This is a genomic window from Spirochaeta thermophila DSM 6192 (assembly GCF_000147075.1).
Taxonomy (GTDB): Bacteria; Spirochaetota; Spirochaetia; order Winmispirales; family Winmispiraceae; genus Winmispira; species Winmispira thermophila_A.
Genome location: NC_014484.1, coordinates 1,808,081 through 1,826,307 on the forward strand (window position 1 = coordinate 1,808,081; position 18,227 = coordinate 1,826,307).

16 protein-coding genes and 2 tRNA genes are annotated in these 18,227 nt (G+C 64.9%); 5 read left to right on the plus strand and 13 right to left on the minus strand.

The window, feature by feature from the left end; translation table 11 throughout:
* Positions 1-4 precede the first annotated feature (4 nt).
* Positions 5-1,249, plus strand: coding sequence for a peptidase U32 family protein (locus STHERM_RS08180; protein ID WP_013314420.1), 1,245 nt, complete (start codon positions 5-7; stop codon positions 1,247-1,249).
* On the opposite strand, the gene STHERM_RS08185 is transcribed toward STHERM_RS08180, so the two are convergent.
* Positions 1,198-3,141, minus strand: coding sequence for a sialate O-acetylesterase (locus STHERM_RS08185; RefSeq protein WP_237223241.1), 1,944 nt, complete (start codon positions 3,139-3,141; stop codon positions 1,198-1,200). The genes STHERM_RS08180 and STHERM_RS08185 overlap by 52 nt on opposite strands.
* A gap of 79 nt (positions 3,142-3,220) precedes the next feature.
* Here STHERM_RS08185 and STHERM_RS08190 point away from each other — a divergent pair, with 79 nt between their 5' ends.
* A complete protein-coding gene (locus STHERM_RS08190; RefSeq protein WP_013314422.1) occupies positions 3,221-5,419 on the plus strand; it encodes a glycoside hydrolase family 9 protein in 2,199 nt (732 codons plus the stop codon).
* A gap of 57 nt (positions 5,420-5,476) precedes the next feature.
* Here STHERM_RS08190 and ilvY read toward each other — a convergent pair whose 3' ends face one another.
* Entirely contained in the window at positions 5,477-6,373 is an 897-nt protein-coding gene (gene ilvY / locus STHERM_RS08195) for an HTH-type transcriptional activator IlvY (protein ID WP_013314423.1), read from the minus strand.
* A gap of 110 nt (positions 6,374-6,483) precedes the next feature.
* On the opposite strand from ilvY, the gene STHERM_RS08200 reads away from it, so the two are divergent.
* Positions 6,484-7,956: a ketol-acid reductoisomerase gene (locus tag STHERM_RS08200; protein ID WP_013314424.1), complete on the plus strand. Its 1,473-nt coding sequence runs from the start codon at positions 6,484-6,486 to the stop codon at positions 7,954-7,956.
* A 108-nt stretch (positions 7,957-8,064) separates the two neighbouring features.
* Positions 8,065-8,493 carry a hypothetical protein gene (locus tag STHERM_RS08205; protein WP_013314425.1) on the plus strand — a complete coding sequence of 143 codons (429 nt, stop codon included), beginning with the start codon at positions 8,065-8,067 and terminating at the stop codon, positions 8,491-8,493.
* A gap of 4 nt (positions 8,494-8,497) precedes the next feature.
* Here STHERM_RS08205 and STHERM_RS08210 read toward each other — a convergent pair whose 3' ends face one another.
* From STHERM_RS08210 to purU, 11 genes are all read right to left on the minus strand, one after another.
* Positions 8,498-8,944 (minus strand): VOC family protein, encoded by a 447-nt coding sequence (locus tag STHERM_RS08210; protein WP_013314426.1) that lies wholly within the window; start codon positions 8,942-8,944, stop codon positions 8,498-8,500.
* Positions 8,941-9,795, minus strand: a complete 855-nt coding sequence (locus STHERM_RS08215; protein WP_148223897.1) for a DUF4349 domain-containing protein — start codon at positions 9,793-9,795, stop codon at positions 8,941-8,943. The genes STHERM_RS08210 and STHERM_RS08215 overlap by 4 nt, the downstream gene beginning before the upstream one ends.
* A 54-nt stretch (positions 9,796-9,849) precedes the next feature.
* Positions 9,850-10,557 (minus strand): RsmE family RNA methyltransferase, encoded by a 708-nt coding sequence (locus STHERM_RS08220; RefSeq protein WP_041623472.1) that lies wholly within the window; start codon positions 10,555-10,557, stop codon positions 9,850-9,852.
* A 5-nt stretch (positions 10,558-10,562) separates the two neighbouring features.
* On the minus strand, positions 10,563-11,114 hold the full coding sequence (locus tag STHERM_RS08225) for a TetR/AcrR family transcriptional regulator (RefSeq protein WP_013314429.1): 552 nt from the start codon (positions 11,112-11,114) through the stop codon (positions 10,563-10,565).
* Positions 11,107-14,343 (minus strand): PAS domain-containing protein, encoded by a 3,237-nt coding sequence (locus tag STHERM_RS08230; RefSeq protein WP_013314430.1) that lies wholly within the window; start codon positions 14,341-14,343, stop codon positions 11,107-11,109. Before STHERM_RS08230 ends, STHERM_RS08225 begins: the two co-directional genes overlap by 8 nt.
* A gap of 97 nt (positions 14,344-14,440) precedes the next feature.
* A tRNA-Tyr gene (locus STHERM_RS08235) sits at positions 14,441-14,523 on the minus strand.
* A gap of 14 nt (positions 14,524-14,537) precedes the next feature.
* Positions 14,538-14,610: transfer RNA gene (locus tag STHERM_RS08240), tRNA-Thr, on the minus strand.
* A gap of 43 nt (positions 14,611-14,653) precedes the next feature.
* Positions 14,654-15,391 (minus strand): 3-oxo-5-alpha-steroid 4-dehydrogenase, encoded by a 738-nt coding sequence (locus STHERM_RS08245; RefSeq protein ID WP_013314431.1) that lies wholly within the window; start codon positions 15,389-15,391, stop codon positions 14,654-14,656.
* Entirely contained in the window at positions 15,384-16,361 is a 978-nt protein-coding gene (locus STHERM_RS08250; RefSeq protein WP_013314432.1) for an NAD-dependent epimerase/dehydratase family protein, read from the minus strand. The genes STHERM_RS08245 and STHERM_RS08250 overlap by 8 nt, the downstream gene beginning before the upstream one ends.
* A complete protein-coding gene (cyaB, locus tag STHERM_RS08255; RefSeq protein WP_013314433.1) occupies positions 16,358-16,891 on the minus strand; it encodes a class IV adenylate cyclase in 534 nt (177 codons plus the stop codon). The genes STHERM_RS08250 and cyaB overlap by 4 nt, the downstream gene beginning before the upstream one ends.
* A gap of 8 nt (positions 16,892-16,899) precedes the next feature.
* Positions 16,900-17,763, minus strand: a complete 864-nt coding sequence (gene purU, locus STHERM_RS08260) for a formyltetrahydrofolate deformylase (RefSeq protein ID WP_041623783.1) — start codon at positions 17,761-17,763, stop codon at positions 16,900-16,902.
* An 85-nt stretch (positions 17,764-17,848) separates the two neighbouring features.
* On the opposite strand from purU, the gene STHERM_RS08265 reads away from it, so the two are divergent.
* Entirely contained in the window at positions 17,849-18,226 is a 378-nt protein-coding gene (locus tag STHERM_RS08265; RefSeq protein WP_013314435.1) for a carbonic anhydrase, read from the plus strand.
* Position 18,227: the final 1 nt, after the last annotated feature.

The following is an 18,227-nucleotide window of genomic DNA, read 5'->3' on the forward strand; positions in this document are numbered from 1 at the left end:
CACGATGGAACTCGTCTCTCCTGCAGGGAACGTTGAAAAACTCATCTATGCCTACCGGTATGGGGCGGATGCGGCCTACCTCGGTCTGGCGGGCTTTTCCCTCCGGGCCCGCGCTGACAACTTCTCGGGTGAGGACTACCGGGAGGTGGTGCCCATAAAACACGAGACCGGCAGGCGGCTCTACTGCGCCCTCAACGTGTACTTCCACCCCCCCGACCTCGACCGACTCAAGGCGAGCCTCGACTACATCGCCCTCTACCCCTTCGATGCCTTCATCATAAGCGACCTCGGGGTGCTCCCCATCCTCAAGGAGCGGTTTCCAGAGGCCCACATCCATCTCTCCACCCAGGCCAACTGCACCAACGAGGAGGCGGCCCGCCTCTACCACAGCCTCGGCATCTCCCGGATCGTGGTGGCCCGCGAGCTCTCGCTCGACGAGATCCGCCGCATCAAGGACGCTGTCCCGGAACTGGAGATCGAGGCCTTTGTCCACGGCGCCATGTGCCTCGCCTACTCGGGACGATGCTTCCTGAGCGCCTGGATGGCGGACCGCAGATCGGGCAACCGGGGCGACTGCGCCCACTCCTGCAGGTGGGAGTACCGGGTGCTCGAGGAACGCCTGAGACCCGGCGAGTACTACCCAGTGTTCGAGGGGGAGGGGTTCTCCATGATCCTCTCCTCGAAAGATCTATGCATGTTCGACCACCTCGACAAGATGAAAGAGGCAGGGGTTGATGCCCTCAAGATAGAAGGGCGCATGAAATCAGTGTACTACACCGCGGTGGTCACCCGAGCCTACCGGAAGGCCCTCGATGCCCTCAGCGGCATCCCGGTACCAGACCTCCACCGCTACCGGGAGGACCTCTTCCACGTGAGCCACAGGGAGTACTCCACGGGGTTCTACTTCGAGAAGGAGGGCATCGCGCACCCCGCGAGCGAGGAGGTGCGCCCCCGGCACGTCTTCCTCGGCATCGTGGGGCACAAGGCGGGAGAGGGGTTGTTCTCCCTCGACGTGCGCAACCGCATCAGGAGGGGGATGTGCCTCGAGTACGTAGGCCCCCACATCCACGCCCTCAAGGACACGAGCTTCAGGTTGCTCGACGAGGAAGGGAGGGAGGTGGACTCCCTCTCCCACAACCAGAGGGGCTTTCTCAAGACCGACCTCCCCGTGGAAGAGGGGTTCCTCATCAGGGCCGCTCACCCGAGCTCCAGCACGAACGGCGAGGCGGGCAAGCCCGCCCGGTTGTAGAGCGAGGCGACGGGGTCGTCGGCCCAGGCGTAGCGCACCGCGGTGGGAGCGGGCACCTCGGGGTGCCGGACATTCACCCTTCCGTCCACGATCGTAGCCTGCGCGTGAACCCACCGCCCGTCGGGGGTGCGGAGCTCGAACCCTTCCAGCACGTCTCCCTTCGAGAGGAGACCGCCGTCCACATGGTCGAAGACCACGATGAGGGCATCCCCCTCCTTCACCACCTCCCTGGCGAGGGGCCCCTGATAGGTGATCTCCTCGCCGTACGAGAGGGCCCTCGCACAGAGGGCGAGCCGCTCCCCCACGGTCTTCTTGTCCTGAGGGTGGAGGTCGTTGGACTCCCCTACGTCGATGGTCACCACCATGGCAGTGCCCGGGACGCGGAGGGCCTTCCGCTGCTCCTCCCTGAGCACGGGCCAGAGCCCCCTCCCCTGCTCCCAGGGGAAGGGCTCGAAGTTCGCGAGCTGGACGTAGAGGAAGGGGAGGTCGTCCCTCCCCCAGGTGCGCCGCCAGAGGGAGATGAGGTCCGCAAGGAGCGCGGCATACCCATGGGGACGGGCCGTGTTCGACTCTCCCTGGTACCAGAGCACCCCCCGGATGGGAAACCTCCGGAGCGGGGCGATCATCCCGTTGTAGAGGCCTGCGGGTTTGTACTGGGGGAAGATCTGCTCTTCGCAGGGGGGCATCTCCACCCCGATCCGCCTCTTCCAGACACCCGAGAGCTCGAGCCTGCCCCCCTCGTACTCGAGGCGGTACGGCTTCCCGGGCACCCACCCACCGTGCCCCCGGTGAACCACCACCCGCACCGCGATCAGATTCCTCCCCTTCCTGAGCACCCCCTCGGGTATGGGATAGGTGCGCGGGGGGTAGCGATAGCCAGTCCTCCCTACGGCCACACCGTTCACATACACCTCGTCCGCATCGATGATCGCCCCGAGCCTGAGAAGGGCCCCTCCCTCAGGCGAAACGGGGAGCAGCATCTCCCTCCTGAACCAGATGGACCCGCAGAACCCACCGAGGGGAGGTCCGTCCCAGACCCCGGGGATGAGGTGTTCCTCCCATTCCCGGTCATCGTACTCCTCACTCCACCAGGGCGGCCGGGAGCGAAGCCCCTCATCCGCGCGGGAGAGCTCGGCATGCCACTGTTCGATCCTCCGGGCATTCTCCGCGAGCAGTGCCCGGAGCGAGGCATCGTCCTTGCACCTGGCGAGCTCCTCACGGTACACCCCGTAGGCCTCCAGGACCTCCTCAGCCAGCCAGGCCTCTATGGGCGTGCCGCCTGCCGCAGCACGCACCAGGCCGATGGGCACCCCGTACCGCTCGTAGAGATGACGGGCGAAGAAGTAGCCCAGCGCGCCGAACTCGAGCACCGTCTCGGGGGTCACCTCCTTCCAGGAACCGCCCTCGAGATCGCAGAGAGGACCGTGGAAGTGGTAGCGCAGGGGCACCACGAACTCGCGGATGAAGGGACACCGTGCATCGCGTACCTCCTCGCCGAAGAGATCAAGGGTACGCCGCACCGGCAGCTCCATGTTCGACTGGCCGCCGAGGAGCCACACGTCCCCCACCAGGACATCGCGCACCACCTGCCGCACCCCGCCACACCGCACCTCCAGGGAGAAGGGCCCTCCCGCATCCTGGGGGGGAAGCTCCACCTCCCACTCCCCGGTGGGTGAGGCCCACCCCTCCGCCACGTGGCCCCTGAACCGCACCTCCACCCTCTCCCCGGGCCGGGCCCTCCCCCATACCCTGAGGGGCACTCCCCGCTGAAAGACCACCCCGTCACTCATGAGCGGCGAACACACGCACTCGGCCACCACATCCTCCATGCGCCTTCGATGTGCCCTCTTACCATACCGCATGTAGGCCCATCCCGACAATTCCTCGCACACGAAAAGAAGGTAATGTTTGACAACCAACCAACACCGTGGTATACTCCGCAATGTTATAACATTTACAGGAGGGATCAGCATGCGACTCACCGGTACACTCAGGACCCTCTCGCTCGTGCTTCTGGGCCTGGTCCTCGGATGTGCCACCCCTCAACCGGAGGGAGGTGGAAAGGCGCCTCCCGAGGAAGCCGGAGAGACGGCCGCCGAGGAGCTCCTGGAGAACGGCGACTTCTCGGCAGGTACCACCCCTTGGACCCTCTTCACCCAGGATCCGGGAAAGGCGGTCATGACCACAGAAGACGGGATGCTCGTCTTTGAGATCTCCTCCATCGGGGAAGACACCTGGCACGTGCAGCCCGGATATCCCGGACTCCACCTCGAAGAAGGACACACCTACCGCCTCGAGTTCGACATGCGCGCCAGTGAGCCGAGGACCGTGCAGGTCCGGATCCAGAAAGACGGCCCACCCTGGACAGGCTATCTGGAGGAGAACTTCCAGGTGGGAACCGCGCTCCAGCACTACACCTTCGAGTTCAGCATGCAGGAGACCGACAAGGCGGCGAGGCTCGTCTTCAACCTCGGCACCGCCGCGGAGGGAACAGCCCCCGCAGGTGCCCACCGGATCTACCTCGACAACATCTCGCTCAAGGACCTCACAGGCGGCCCCCCTGAGGAAAAGACCGGCGGCCTCCGGCCGGCGGTCCATCTCAACCAGGTCGGCTACCTCCCCACCGCCCCCAAGGTCTTCGTCACCATGGTGGACTCCTCCTCTTTCAAGGTGCTCGAGGCCGACTCAGGGAAAGAGGTCTTCTCGGGCACACTCTCCTCCCCCATCCCCGACAGGGACTCGGGAGATACCGTACGACTCGGGGATTTCACCGCCCTCACCACCCCCGGCACCTACGTGGTGGAGGTAGGCGAGACGCGCTCCGTGCCGTTCGAGATACGTGAGGATATCTACGAGGAGCTGCACACCGCACTCTTCAGATTCTTCTACCTCCAGCGGTGCGGGACCGAGCTTGCGCCCTCGCTCGCAGGGGCCTGGGCCCACCCCGCCTGCCACACCACCCCCGCCCTCGTCTACGGCACCACCATCACGAAAGAGGTCCGAGGAGGCTGGCACGACGCAGGTGACTACGGCCGCTACGTGGTCCCCGCCGCCAAGGCAGTGGCCGACCTCCTCCTCGCCCACCTCTTCTACCCCAATGCCACCTCCTCCGACGCCCTCGAGATCCCTGAGAGCGGCAACGGGGTCCCCGACGTGCTGGACGAGGTGAAAGACGAGCTCCTCTGGCTCCTCTCGATGCAGGATCCGGAGAGCGGTGGGGTCTACCACAAGGTCACCACCCGGAACTTCGCGGGATTCGACTGGCCCCACATCACCGGTGGAGAACTGGTCCTCTCCCCCATCTCCTCCGCGGCCACCGCCGATTTCGCCGCAGTCATGGCCATGGCCTCTCGGGTCTACGCCATCGTCGAACCCCGACTCGCACGGCGCGCCCTCGAGGCGGCCCGTAGGGCCTGGTCCTGGCTGGAAGCCCACCCCTCGGCGCCCGGGTTCCGCAACCCGCCCGGCATCCAGACAGGCGAGTACGGCGATGACCACGATGCCGACGAGCGCTACTGGGCGGCCTGCGAGCTCTACGCCGCCACCGGCGAGGAAGACTTCCACACGGCCCTCAAAGCGCTCTCTCGCGGCGACATCCGGGCCGGACTCGGCTGGGCCGACGTGGCCGACTACGGCACCATCACCTACCTCTTCTTCACCCCTCACAAGGACGAGGCCCTCGCCGCTGAGCTCGCCGCCCACCTCACCGCCAAGGCAGAGGCCATCCTCGCTACCATGGAGACCTCCGGTTACCGCATCTCACTCACCGAGTACCCGTGGGGAAGCAACATGACGGTGGCGAACAACGGGATGTACCTCCTCATCGCATCCCGACTCACCGGAGATCCCCGGTACGAGCGCGCGGCGGCCGAACACCTCGACTACCTCCTGGGGAGGAACCCCCTCTCCCGGTCCTACATCACCGGATTCGGGGAGAAGGCAGCGGAGCATCCCCACCACAGGGTCTCCTCGGCAGCAGGCACGACCATACCGGGCATGGTGGTGGGAGGCCCCAACAGCGGACTCCAGGATCCGGTGGCACAGGGGGCCCTTCGAGGCGAGCCGCCCGCCAAGTGCTACATCGACGACGTGGGGAGCTACTCCACCAACGAGGTCACCATCTACTGGAACTCCCCCGTGTACTTCCTGGTGAGCGGCCTCGTCGAGTGACGCACCACCTGCTCCATGACGAAGACACGCGAGGGGTCGGAACCGGCCCCTCGTTCCCTATCCCGTCTCCCCCCTCGCCTCCTCCACGCACTCGAGAAAGGCGCGAACGACGGGGAGATGGGCCCTCCGCTTCCGAACAGCGAACCCGACCTCGTAGGGAGGGAGGTGCGGTGCCGTCTCCACCACCCTCACCCCGTGCTTGAGCGGGCTCTTCTCGAGCACGAGGGCGGGCACCAGCCCCACCCCGCACCCCAGGCTCACCATCGCGAGGATCGCCTCGTTCCCCGAGGCCTCACCGTAGACGGTGGGGCGTATCCCCTCCTTTCTGAACCACGCCTCGATCCTCTCACGGGCCGGTTCGCCCTCCGGCAAGATGAGGGGCACCCGCCCCCAGTCTATCTCCCCCCCCTCGAGGAGCCGGGAGACCGCACAGTCCATCTCCGGCCTGATGAAGACCAGCGGCGTGGTCGTGACCGGATAGAAGGTCACCACATCAGGGAGTACATCCGGCCGGGCGATGACCCCCACGTCCACGCGTTCCTCGAGGACCGCAGGGAGCGATTCCGACGGCCCGCCGGTCTCCACATGGATGTGCACGCTCGGATAGCGCCCTCGGAACAGCGGAAGGATCTTCGCGAGAATACTGTAGCAGGCCGTCACCGAGGCGAAGATCCTCACCGTCCCCACCACACCGCTCGCCGCGAGCCCGAGTTCCGAACGGGCCTCCTCCCATACCGAGAGGATCTGGCGGGCCCTGGCCAGGAAGGAACGTCCCTCCGCCGTGAGCTTCACCTCCCGAGTATCCCTGATGAGGAGGGGCATACCGAGCTCCTCCTCGAGCCGCTTGATGGTTCTCGAAAAGGCGGAGGGACTCATGTGACACCGCTCGCTCGCGCGCTTGAAGTGGAGGGTCTCGGCGAGCACCACGAAACATGTGAGGCCATGGAAGTCCACAACGTCCCCCAGAAAATTGCACTAACAGCAACTATTATAGCAAAAAAACCACTTTACGCAATACCGTTGACGTGGTATACTCACCACACACCAGCTCCAAGGAGTCAGATATGATCGATTTCGAAACCAAGGTGTTCGCAAAAGAGAAGATCACGCTCGCAGGCACCGAGGAATACGTGGTACAGGGCGGGAAGGACAAGTTCTCCCTCCTTCCGAAGGCCTTCGATGGGATCCGACAGATCGGCGTCATCGGGTGGAAGTCGCAGGGACCTGCCCAGGCCATGAACCTGCGCGACTCCCTCGAGGGCACCGGCATCAAGGTGAAGGTGGGACTCAGGGCCGGCTCCTCCTCCATGGAGAAGGCCCGCGCCGCCGGGTTCACCGAGGAAAACGGCACCCTCGGCGAGATGATGGAGGTCATACGGGAGTCCGACCTCGTCATCCTCCTCATCGCGGACGCCGCCCAGGTCGAGCTCTACAAGGAGATCTTCGCCGCCATGCGGCCCGGCACCACCCTGGGACTCTCCCACGGTTTCCTCATCGGCTACCTCAATGCCATAGGCGAGAAGCTCCCCGATCACATCAACATCATCGGCGTCTGTCCCAAGGGCATGGGCCCCTCGGTACGAAGGCTCTACGAGCAAGGGAAAGAGGTCAACGGCGCGGGCATCAACTGCAGCTTCGCCGTGGTCCAGGACATCAACGGAAAGGCCACGGATCAGGCCCTCGGGTGGGCCGTCGGTATCGGCGCGCCCTATGTCTTCGCCACCACCCTGGAGATGGAATACAAGTCGGACATCTTCGGTGAACGGGGCATCCTCCTGGGTGCGGTCCACGGCATGGTGGAGAGCCTCTACCGCTGGTACACCGACCACGGCATGGACGAGAAGACCGCCTTCCAGCACGCCGTGGAGTCCATCACCGGCCCCATCTCCAAGACCATCTCCAAGAAAGGCATCAAGGCCATGTACGAGGCCTTCTCGCCCGAGGAGAAGAAGATCTTCGAGTCCGCCTACAGCACGGCCTACTGGCCGCTCTTCGAGGTGATGCTCGAATGCTACGAAGAGGTCGAGAGCGGGAACGAGATACGATCGGTCATCATGGCAGGCAAGAGGCTCAAGCGGTTCCCGTTCAGGACCATCGACAACACCAGGATGTGGAAGGTGGGGGAAGAGGTCCGCGCCGAGCGGGTGGAAGACAAGATCCCCCTCGATCCCTTCACCGCAGGGATCTATGCGGCCGGCATCGTGGCCCAGGTGGACATCCTGAGAGAGAAGGGACACGCCTACTCCGAGATCGTCAACGAGTCGATCATCGAGGCCGTCGACTCCCTCAATCCCTACATGCACTTCAAGGGCGTCGCCTACATGGTGGACAACTGCTCCACCACCGCGCGCCTCGGGGCCAGGAAGTGGGCGCCCAGGTTCGATTACATCCTCTGGCAGAACGCCTACCCCGAGGCCGAGAAGGGTACGGTCGATCCCGATCTCGTGGAGAAGTTCAAGACCCATCCCGTGCACGAGGCCCTCGCGGTCTTGAGCCGGTACAGGCCTCCCGTGGACATCGTGGTGCTCGAACAGTGAGGTGAGCAGCGAACCACGCGGAAGGGAGCACGCGGAGTGCTCCCTTTTTCTTGTCTTTTTGCTCCAAGAGGAGTACCATGGAGGGGATTCCCCCCATAAGGAGGCGTCGTGAAACGAACGATACTGCTCCCTGCCCTCCTCTTCGCCCTCTCGGTGGCACTCCCGGCTGAAGACCTCACCGGCACTTGGAGATTGCAGACCCAGGTCATCCAGGTCATCCGCAATGGCCAGGTACTCGGCTTCGCCGACCCCGAGCAGGAGCGGTCGATCTCGCGTATACAGATCTCGGGAGACAGCGCGATCATCGTCTTCGGGGAGACATCCTTCTCCTGCGCCTTCAGGCAGGAGGGGCGGTACCTCCTCTTCCGGCTCCCCGGACAGGAGGCCAACATCGTCATCACCGTCATCCCCTTGAGGAGCGGGGGCTACAAGTTCAGCTACTGCCTCGCCCCTCCGAGGGAGGGCACTCCCGTCTCGGGCGCAGGGAGCTCCACCCTCATCAACTTCATAGGGAACATGGTGGAAGAAGGCTCCTGAGAGACTAGAAGTTTTCCAGAAGCTCCAGCATCACCCCGAGGAGGGAGCGGGTGTCCATGTAGGCATAGCGCCCTCCCGGGTAGTCCCCCTGTTGCACGAGGGGAAAGCCGAGCGCCTCGATCCGTCGGGCCCTCTCCGGAAGGTCTTTCACGTACACCCCAAGGTGGTGAAGCCCCTCCCCTTCCTCGTCGAGGAACTCGCGCCAGATACTCGGGTGTTCGTCGGGTTCTATGAGCTCGACAGTGACCTGACCTGCCGGAATGAAGGCGAGGCGCGCCCTCGCGGGCGTGGGCCTTCCCCGGTAGAGCGTGTGGGCCTCTTCCTGCGGCCCGGTGATCACGGGCTCGGGAGGGTCCGCTCCCAGGAGCGCGGCCCACGCACGTGCGCTCTTCTCGATGTCGCGCACGATGAACGCCACCTGGGCGATCTCGAACGTATCGAATATGCTCATGCATCCCTCCTTCCTCGTTTCCCCTCGGGGGACAGCGCGCCGAACACCCTCCGAAGCACCCCCACCTTCCCGAGGAGGAGCCAGTAGAGAAAGGCGAGGACGCCGATCCCGGGGATGCCGAAGACCACCAGTCCTATGAGCACGAGGAGAAGACCGTAGAGGAAACGAACGAATCCCACCCACAGGCTCCCCAAGCCCTCCTTAAGCGAAGGATACGAAGGAGGCGCCTTTTCCGGAGGAAGGGTGAAGGTGAAGAGGATACGTGAGAACGAGATGTCCTGTTCCAGCCTCCGTTTCTGTCCCTCCATCTGTTCGATCTCGGTTCGTACCCGTGAGATCGCCTCCTCCACCTTGAGGATATCCTCCAGGGTCCTCGCCTCACCGAGGTACCCTCTGTAGCGTTCCTCGAGGAGATACGCGTTCTTGAGTCGGGTCTCCAGGTCGTAGTAGCGTTCGGTCACGTCGATCACCCGCTGGCTCGAGCTCAGCACCCGTCCCCACTCCCCCGCCCGCTCCATCGCCTCCCCGAACCGCCCCTCCGGGACCCTCGCCTCCACCTGCGCTCCACTCTCCCACCGCTCCACCCTCGCCACGTACCCGCCCCAACCCTCCACCATCTCCCTCACCACCCCCACCGCCGCACCCACATCCCCCACCTCCAGCTCCACCTCCCCTTCCCGCACCAGCTTCCGCTCCACCCCCACCACATCCCCCGCTCCCTCCACCCCCGACGCCGCCATCTTCGCCGGCGCCGCCTCCGCAAACCCCAGCGCCCGCACCTCCTCCTTCCCCCGCCCCCCGCACCCCGCCAGCACCCCCACCATCACGACCAGAACCACCATCCTCTTCATACCCTTCATCCTACTACACCCCCACCCGGAACACAAGCCCGCCCACCCCGCCCCCTACCCCCACCACCCCGCACCCTCCGCCACCCTCCCCACCGCCACGTGACACGCCACCTCGGCCCGCAGCATCCGCGGCCCCAGCGACAACCGCACGAACCCCTCCTCCGCCAGCACCCGCCGCTCCTCCTCGGTCCACCCCCGTTCTGGCCCCACCGCCACCACATACCGCCCGGCCCTCGCCACCCGCCCCCCCTCACCCACCGCCTCATCGCACACATAGCGCACCCCCTCCCCGCACACCCCCACCCCCTCCTCCAACGACCGCACCCGGACCACCTCCGGCACCCGCGTCGTCACCCCCTGCTCTGCACCCTCGACGAGACACCGCTCCCACTCCCCCCCCTTCCACAGCGTGCTCTCCAGGTACGACCGCTCCGAGAGCCGGGCAGGAAAGACCACCACCCGCTCCACCCCAAGCGCGGCAAGATCCCGCAGGAGCCTCCTCCCCACGATCGGCCGCACCGCCGCCACCAGGAGCACAAGCGGCAACGGCGGAGGAGGATCCCGATCGAACCTGCACGAGAGCCGCACCTCATCCCGCCCCACCTCCTCCACACGACCCTCCCCCATCCTCCCGCCGAGCACCCCCACCCGCACCACATCCCCCCTCCGCACCCGCAACACCGAGACGAGGTGCGCATACCTCCTATCGCCCCGCACGAGCCTCGTGCAGTCCTCACCCGGAAGGAACACCACCAGGTTCACGCCACCTACCTCGTGAGAAACTCCGAGATCTCCCGCAAAAAGAGAGGTCGCACCCCCACCAGCTTCTCGAGCAGGAGCCCGTCGATCACCGCCATGAGCACCGCAGCCCTCACCTCCACATCCTCCCGCTCGCCCAGAAGCTGCTCGAGCCCCGCCCGGAGGATCTGGCGCCACCTCCCGTACTCCTGGAGGAACCTGCGACGCAGGATCTCGTTTCCCCCGATCGCATCCTGGAGCAGGTAGAGGTGCACCGGACCCCTCGTATTCCCCCTGAGCAGGAGGTTGAGCACCACGTGGAGGATCTCCTGCGGCGAGGACTCGTCCTTCGCCTTCGCCACCCAGTCGAGGATCTCCTCGGTGATGTAGCGTATGTGCCGCTCGGTGAGATCGAAGATGAGATCGCTCTTCGAGGCATAGTAGTAGTAGAGCGTCCCCTTGCTCATCCCCAGCTCCTTCGCGATATCCGCCAGACTCGTGTTCGCCACACCCTTCCTGCGGATGACCCGTACCGCTGCGTTGAGGATCCTGTCCTTGCTGTACTTTGCGCTCTTACCCATGGGATCTTCCGTCCTCCTGCTCTGAAAGAATCATGTCAGGGCCTCTCCCGAGAAGCTCACCCAGGATCCCGAGCTCCTCGTCCAGCTCACGCGCGAGGCGCCTCGCCTCCTCCACGGCACCCCTGCTCGCCGCCCCTTCGAGCCGTCTCGCGAGCGAAGCGGCCCTCACCCCGCCCACGTTCCCGCACACCCCCTTCAGGCTGTGGGCGAGTCTCGAAAGCGCAACCCACTCCTCCCCCTCCAGTGCAGCCGAAAGGGAAGACCGCTTCTCCGCGAGGTCCCTGAGGAATACCTCCCAGAACTCGCGAAGCAGTTCCCTGCTTCCCCCCATCCTGAGGAGCGAACCCTCCACGTCGAGGTGGGGGAGATCCTCCTCGGAAAGATCCTGCACCGGAGGGAAGACCTCCTCCCCCCTTCCGGCGACCCGGCCGAGGGCCCGATCGAGATCTTCTATCCCCACCGGCTTGAGGACCACCCCGTTCATACCCACCTCATCCACCCGATCCCGGATCTCTCCCACCGCGTGCGCCGTGAGGGCGAACACGGGCACCACCCTCGCACGCTCACCCGCCTCCCCGGCCCGGATCCTCCTCGCACACTCGAACCCGTCCATACCCGGCATCTCCACATCCATGAACACCGCATCCACCTCCTCCCGTCCGAGCAAGTCGAGCGCCTCCCTTCCGCTCCCGGCCACGAGCACGCGATGCCCCAGATGCTCCAGGAGCCGCCTCGCCACCAGGGCGTTCACCCGATTGTCTTCCACCACGAGCACCCTCATCGCGCGGGAGGCGCGCGACACCTGCCCCTTTGCCGGCGGAGCGGCTTCCCCCTCCGCCTCCTCCAGGACGATCCTGCACACGAAAGTGCTGCCCCGGCCCACCTCGCTCGAGACCACGATGGTCCCGCCCATCATCTCGGCGAGCTGGCGCGAGATGCTCAGACCCAGGCCCGTGCCGCCGTACCTGCGCGTGATCGAAGAGTCGGCCTGGGTGAAGGGCTCGAAGATCCTCTCGAGTTTCTCCGGCGGGATCCCGATGCCGGTGTCCTCCACCACCAGCTCCACCTCCCAGTCGCGATCGTACATGCGGTGCCCCGTCACCGAGAGGGTCACCCCCCCCTCCTCGGTGAACTTGAGGGCATTGCTCAGGAGATTGATGAGGATCTGACGTATCCTCACCGGGTCACCGTTCACCACGGGGGGAAGGCCCTCCGAGAGGCGGAGTTCGAAGGAAAGCCCCTTGGTCTCGGCCTGAGGCCTGAACATCTCCCAGGTGTGTCTCACCAGATCCGGGAACCGCAAGGGGATGCGCTCCAGTTCGATCCTTCCGGCCTCGATCCTCGAGAGATCCAGTATGTCGTTGATGAGGGCGAGCAAGGTGCCCGCAGAATCCTTGATGATGGCGAGCCCCTCCTCCACCTCGGGGGACACGCGGGAGAGGAGCAGGAGATCGCTCATCCCTGTGATCGCATTGAGAGGAGTCCGTATCTCGTGGCTCATGCTCGCGAGGAAGGCGCTCTTCGCGCGGCTCGCCTCCTCGGCCTGGCGACGCGCATCCTCCAGGCGGCGCAACGCATCCTTGTAGGAGGTGATGTCCCTCGTGACCACCGCCACGTGGGTGATCCTGTCCCCTTCCCTGTAGGGATTGTAGGACACCTCGAGGTCGCGCTCCCCGAGGAGCCCGAAGACGAACCGGTCCTCCACCACCACCCGCTCTCCCTCGAAGGCCCGCCGGATATAGGGCAGGATCTTTCCCCTGAAGGTCTCTTCGCCCCACAGGTCCGCCACCCGGCGTCCCACGAAGTCCTCCCGTCCCCTGCCGTGCGCCTTGCAGAAGGCGTCATTGACCGCCTCGTAACGAAAGTCGCTGCTTATGAGGGACATGAAGTCTGCAGAGGCGTTCACCATGAACTTGTAGCGCTCGAGCCCTTCAGTCGCCCTCCGCTCCGCCGTCACATCCTCAAGGAGCACCACCACCCCCCTGATCACTCCCTCGTCGTCGAGATGAGGGGTAGCGACCATCGAGAAGATCCGTTCCCCCTCCTCCGTGTGCCTCCGCACCTCCCTTCGCTGCGTCTTCCCCGACGCAAAGACCGGGGGAAGGGGGCACTCCTCACAGGGGAGCACGGGCCCCTTGCAGATCTCCACACACCGCACCCCCTCCTTTCCCCAGGGGATCCCGGGGAACCACTCTTCCATCCTGCGGTTCCAGGCACGTACCACGTACTCCCGGTTGATGAGCATCACCCCCACCGTGATGTTCTCGAGCACATTGCGGTACTGGCGTTCACGAAGGGCGAGGGTGTTCACCGCCTCCCGCTCCGCCGTGATATCCGAGAGGTGGAAGAGGGTGCCCTTCCGCCGGCCGAGGGCATCGGTGATCCAGGTGGCATGCACCTCGAAGAGCGTGGAACCCACCTGTATCTCGAACCGCTCCATGTGCGCCCTGAGGGAGAGGGGGAAGAGGCCTCCGGGAAAGAGCACATCGATCTCCTTCCCTCTCACCTCCTGCGAGGCGTGCCCCACCAGGCGTTCGCACGCCTTGTTGATGAAGCGGATCCTGTCCGTGGCATCGAGGACGATCACCGGATCCGGCATGGCGTCGAAGATGAGCTCCCGCGCCGCGGGAAGGACGTCCACCCGCGCATCGTGGGCGAGGGCAGAGAGGAACACCATGCACCCGAAGGAGAGCCCCAAGAGGTACCAGAGGATGAAGACCTCAGGGAGCATGATGAAGGGGAAGCCCAGGGGGGCTGCGGCGAGGAGGGGGCTGTAGGCACGGAAGAACCACCCGTACCGCTCGTAACGAAAGAAGACCACGGCGAGAGAGTAGAGGATCATGATCCCCCCCGAGACATAGGAGAACCACCGGGGGGAGAAGCTCTCGGGATCCCACACCCACAGGGGGGCCACCCCCATGAGCACCCCGCCGAGGAGGAAGACCCCCACGGGGAAGATCCTCACCCAGAAGAGGATACGCCCCCTGAACCCCGCCGCCCCCGTGGCCACCAGGAACCAGGAGAAGGGGAGGAGGAAGAGGGGATGGTACCAGATGAGCCGGACATTGGGATCGTCCACGAAGACCGTATGCCCCATCACATAGAGAAGGGCGGTGAAGAACAAGGTGAAGGTGTAGAGCAGGATCCACCTCCTCAGGGGAACCTCGAGGAAGAGGGAGAAGAGGAAGAGGAAGAAACTGAAGAAGAGGAGGACCCACTCCAACGCCATAGACTAAGGATATACGACAACACCGGTTTTCTCAACAAGAAAGCCGCGCCCCCCGGTGGAAGACACAAAAAGAGAGGCCCGGACGGGCCTCTCTCGGTGGGGAGAGAAGGATTCGAACCTTCGAAGGCAAACGCCAGCAGATTTACAGTCTGCCCCCTTTGACCGCTCGGGAATCTCCCCACATACTTTTCAGGAGCCAACTGTCGGATTCGAACCGACGACCCCGAGATTACAAGTCACGTGCTCTACCAGCTGAGCTAAGTTGGCTCGCTTTACGCGTCCATGTATATACTCGAAAATCATCCCCCTGTCAAGGCCCTATCACGGGGATGAGGGCCTTCCGATCCGCAGGATAGTCCGGGAAGTGCTCTCGGTACCACCTGTGGTGTGAGAGGGCCCGGGGGACGAGGTTGGCACACGTCCAGAGTGCGAAGGAGACCCCTGCGAGCGACCAGGTGGCGAGGGCCCACCCCGTCCACTCGAGGATCTCGCCGAAGTAGTTGGGACACGAGACCCACCGGAAGAGCCACCCCTGGGGGATACGGTAGCTCCCCTCCCCTTCGCTTCTGAGGGCCCTGAGCCGTGCATCGGAGACCACGTGCATCACAAACCCCGAGAGGAAGAGGCACACTCCCAGGAGAAAACGGGGATCCGAGACCCACGAGGAGGCATAGTCCTTCACGAAGAGAAGCGAGTAGGTGTTGAACCCACTGTTGGCGAGGTTGAAGGCGAGGGCCATCCCCACCACGGAGAAAGGCACGTCCTTGCGTGCCCTGATGAGGAGGGGGAAGAGGAGGCTCCGATAGGCATAGTGAAAGATCCAGAGCCCCAGGAAAAAGGCGGCCACCCCTTCCGCCCTTCTCCACAGAAGCCCGGAGAGCGGGATGATGAGGGAAGGGAGTTCCATCACCATCCACGCCATCCGGGCATTGAGCGGTGTTCCCCACCCCTGCCGCACGTATCTGCCGTAGGGAGCTGTCACCCTTGAGAGCAGAATCCACACCGCCACGGCGAGGGCCATCCAGACAAGGACGAGACGCTCATACATAGCCGTACTCCTTGAACCATCGATAGGTATCCTCGAGAGTCTCCTCGAGCGGACGGGCCACGTAGCCCAATCGTCGATGCGCCCTCTCGGACGAGACCGGAGTCCGCCAGGAGAGAGCCCTGATCGCCTCTGCAGTGAAGAGCGGCTCACCGGGCAGGAGAGGCAGGAGGATCCCACCGAGACCCGCTCCGATCCGCGCAAGTCCCGGCGGCACCACCACCCGAGGCGCCCTCACGCCGGCCACTCCACACCACGCACGGGCGAGCTCCGCCACCTTCACATATCTGCCCGACAGCACGTACCGCTCCCCCCTCCGCCCCCGCTCCAACGCCGCCACCACCCCCTCCGCCACATCCCGCACGTCCACCCAGTCGAAGCCCCCCTCCACCAGCGCCGGCACCCTCCCCCGCGTGAGCGCAATGAAGAACCTCCCCATGCGGGACGGCTTGTAGTCCTTCGGGCCTATGATCCCCGTGGGGCAGACCGCCACCACATCCTGCCCCCGCGCCGCCGCCTCCGCCGCCACCCTGAGCCCCTCCGCCTTGCTCCTGTCGTACACCGACCCCTCCCCGTCGACCAGGGGCGCCTTCTCGTCCACCACCTCTCCGCACTCCCTGAAGGCGTGGATCGAGCTCACGTGCACCACCCTCCACACACCCACCCGCGCCGCCGCATTCAGCACATTCCGCACCCCTTCCACGTTCACCCGCCATACCAAACCGCCATGCCCCCCCGATATCGACACATAGGCGGCGCAGTGCACGACCGCATCCGCCCCCTCGAAGGCCCGCTCCAGGCTCCCCCTCTCGAGCACCTCCGCCTCCACCACCTCACACCCACACCCCTCCACCGCACGCCTGTCCCGCCGCACCACCGCCCGCACCCGGTACCCCCTCCTCAGCAGCACCTCCACGACGTTCCCACCCAGGTGCCCCCCCGCCCCCGTGACCGCGACGAGCCCCCCTCTCACCCCTCCACCTCCGAACGCCCGCAGAGGAGCTGAAGGTAGGTCCTCGCCTCCACCGCATCCTTAAGCCCCCACCGCGCAAGCTCATCCTGCACCCGCCTCACCGCATCCTCCTCGTTCACCGCACCCACCGCCTCCACCTCCAGGAACCACCCCAGCCCCCCCACCTCACACAACTCCACCACCACCCCCTCCCCCCGGAACCGCCACCCCTGCTTCACCTTCCGCACCAGGAACGAACACCCGAGGTAATCGAGAAGCGCCCTCAGTGCCGCCGCATCCTCCACCCCGAACTCCACCTCCTCGTTCCGCTCCACCCCCGCTTCAATCCGCTTCACCTTGAAGGCGCACGTCCACCGCTCCCCCTCCCTCCGCAGGCGTACATGACGAGGCCGCACCCCCTCCACCGGAGGACCCGTGTAGTACTCGTCCTCCTTTCTGAAGGCCTCGCCCCCACCGTAGGCGGCCTCCAGCCGACCCCTCAGGGCCACGGGATCCTCCACCCACGCCTTCACCTCGATCTCCCGTGCCACGGCCCCTCCTAGTCGAAGATCACCGTCCGGTTCCTGAAGACCAGGATCCGATGATCGATGTGGAGCTTGAGCGCCCGCGAGAGCACCAGCTTCTCCACATCCTTCCCCTTCTGCATGAGATCCCTCACGGTATCCCGGTGGCTCACCCGCACCACGTCCTGCTCGATGATCGGCCCCTCATCCAGATCCTCGGTCACGTAGTGGCTCGTCGCCCCGATGATCTTCACCCCCCGCTCGTACGCCTGGTGGTACGGCCTGGCCCCTGCAAAGGCCGGGAGGAAGCTGTGGTGTATGTTGATGATCCGGTTCCGAAACTCGTTCACGAACCGGGGAGAGAGGATCTGCATGTACCGTGCGAGCACCACCAGATCCACCCCGTGCTCCTTGAGGAGGGCGATCTCCTTCTCCTCCACCTCCTCCTTGGTCTCCCTGTTCACGGGGAAATAATAGAAGGGAACCCCGAAGTACTCGGCGATCGGCCGCGTGGTCTCGTGGTTGCTCAGGATCATCACGATATCCGCATCGATCTCCCCCTCCTTGTGCCGCAGGAGCACGTCGTAGAGGCAATGATCCTGCTTCGAGACGAAGATCGCCATCCGGGTCCGCCTGTCCGAGAACTCGATCCGCCAGTCCATCCGGTACTTGATGGCGATAGGCTCGAAAGCCTGGGTGATCTTCTCCCGTGGAAGGGCGAAGTCCGAGATGTCCCACTCCACCCTCATGAAAAAGGTGTTGGTCTCGGGATCGTTGTGCTGGTGGGACTGGAGGATGTTCCCCCCGTAGGTGAAGATGAAGTGTGAGACCTCTGCGACGATCCCCTTGGTGTCGGGACAGGAAAAGAGGAGTATTGCGCTCGGAGGATGTTGTTTCATGGCCTGATTATAGAAGGCGGAAGGGCACGAAGCAAGCCCCACCTTCTCTCTGGACACCATCCCCTCCATCCCCTAGTATGGCCCCATGAGCCAGTGGATATGTCTGCTCACCTGCATGGACGGACGGATCCAGCGACCGGTCCTGGAGTTCCTCCTCGAACGGCACCCCGGGGCCTTCATCGACACCATCACCGAGCCGGGCATGGACGGCCTTCTCGCCACCCATCGGCTGGAAGAGATCCCCGGCCTCCTCCGGAAGCTGGAGATCTCGTTCGAGGTCCACGGCGCGCGTGCCGTCTACGTGGCGGGCCACACCGACTGCGCCGGCAACCCGGTGGACGATGCGGTCCACCTCGCCCACATCCGTAGGGGCATCCATCTCCTCACGGAGCACTTCCCCGGTATCCCTGTCCGCGGCCTGTGGGTGGGACCTACATGGAAGGTCGCCTCCGTGGAGGCATAGG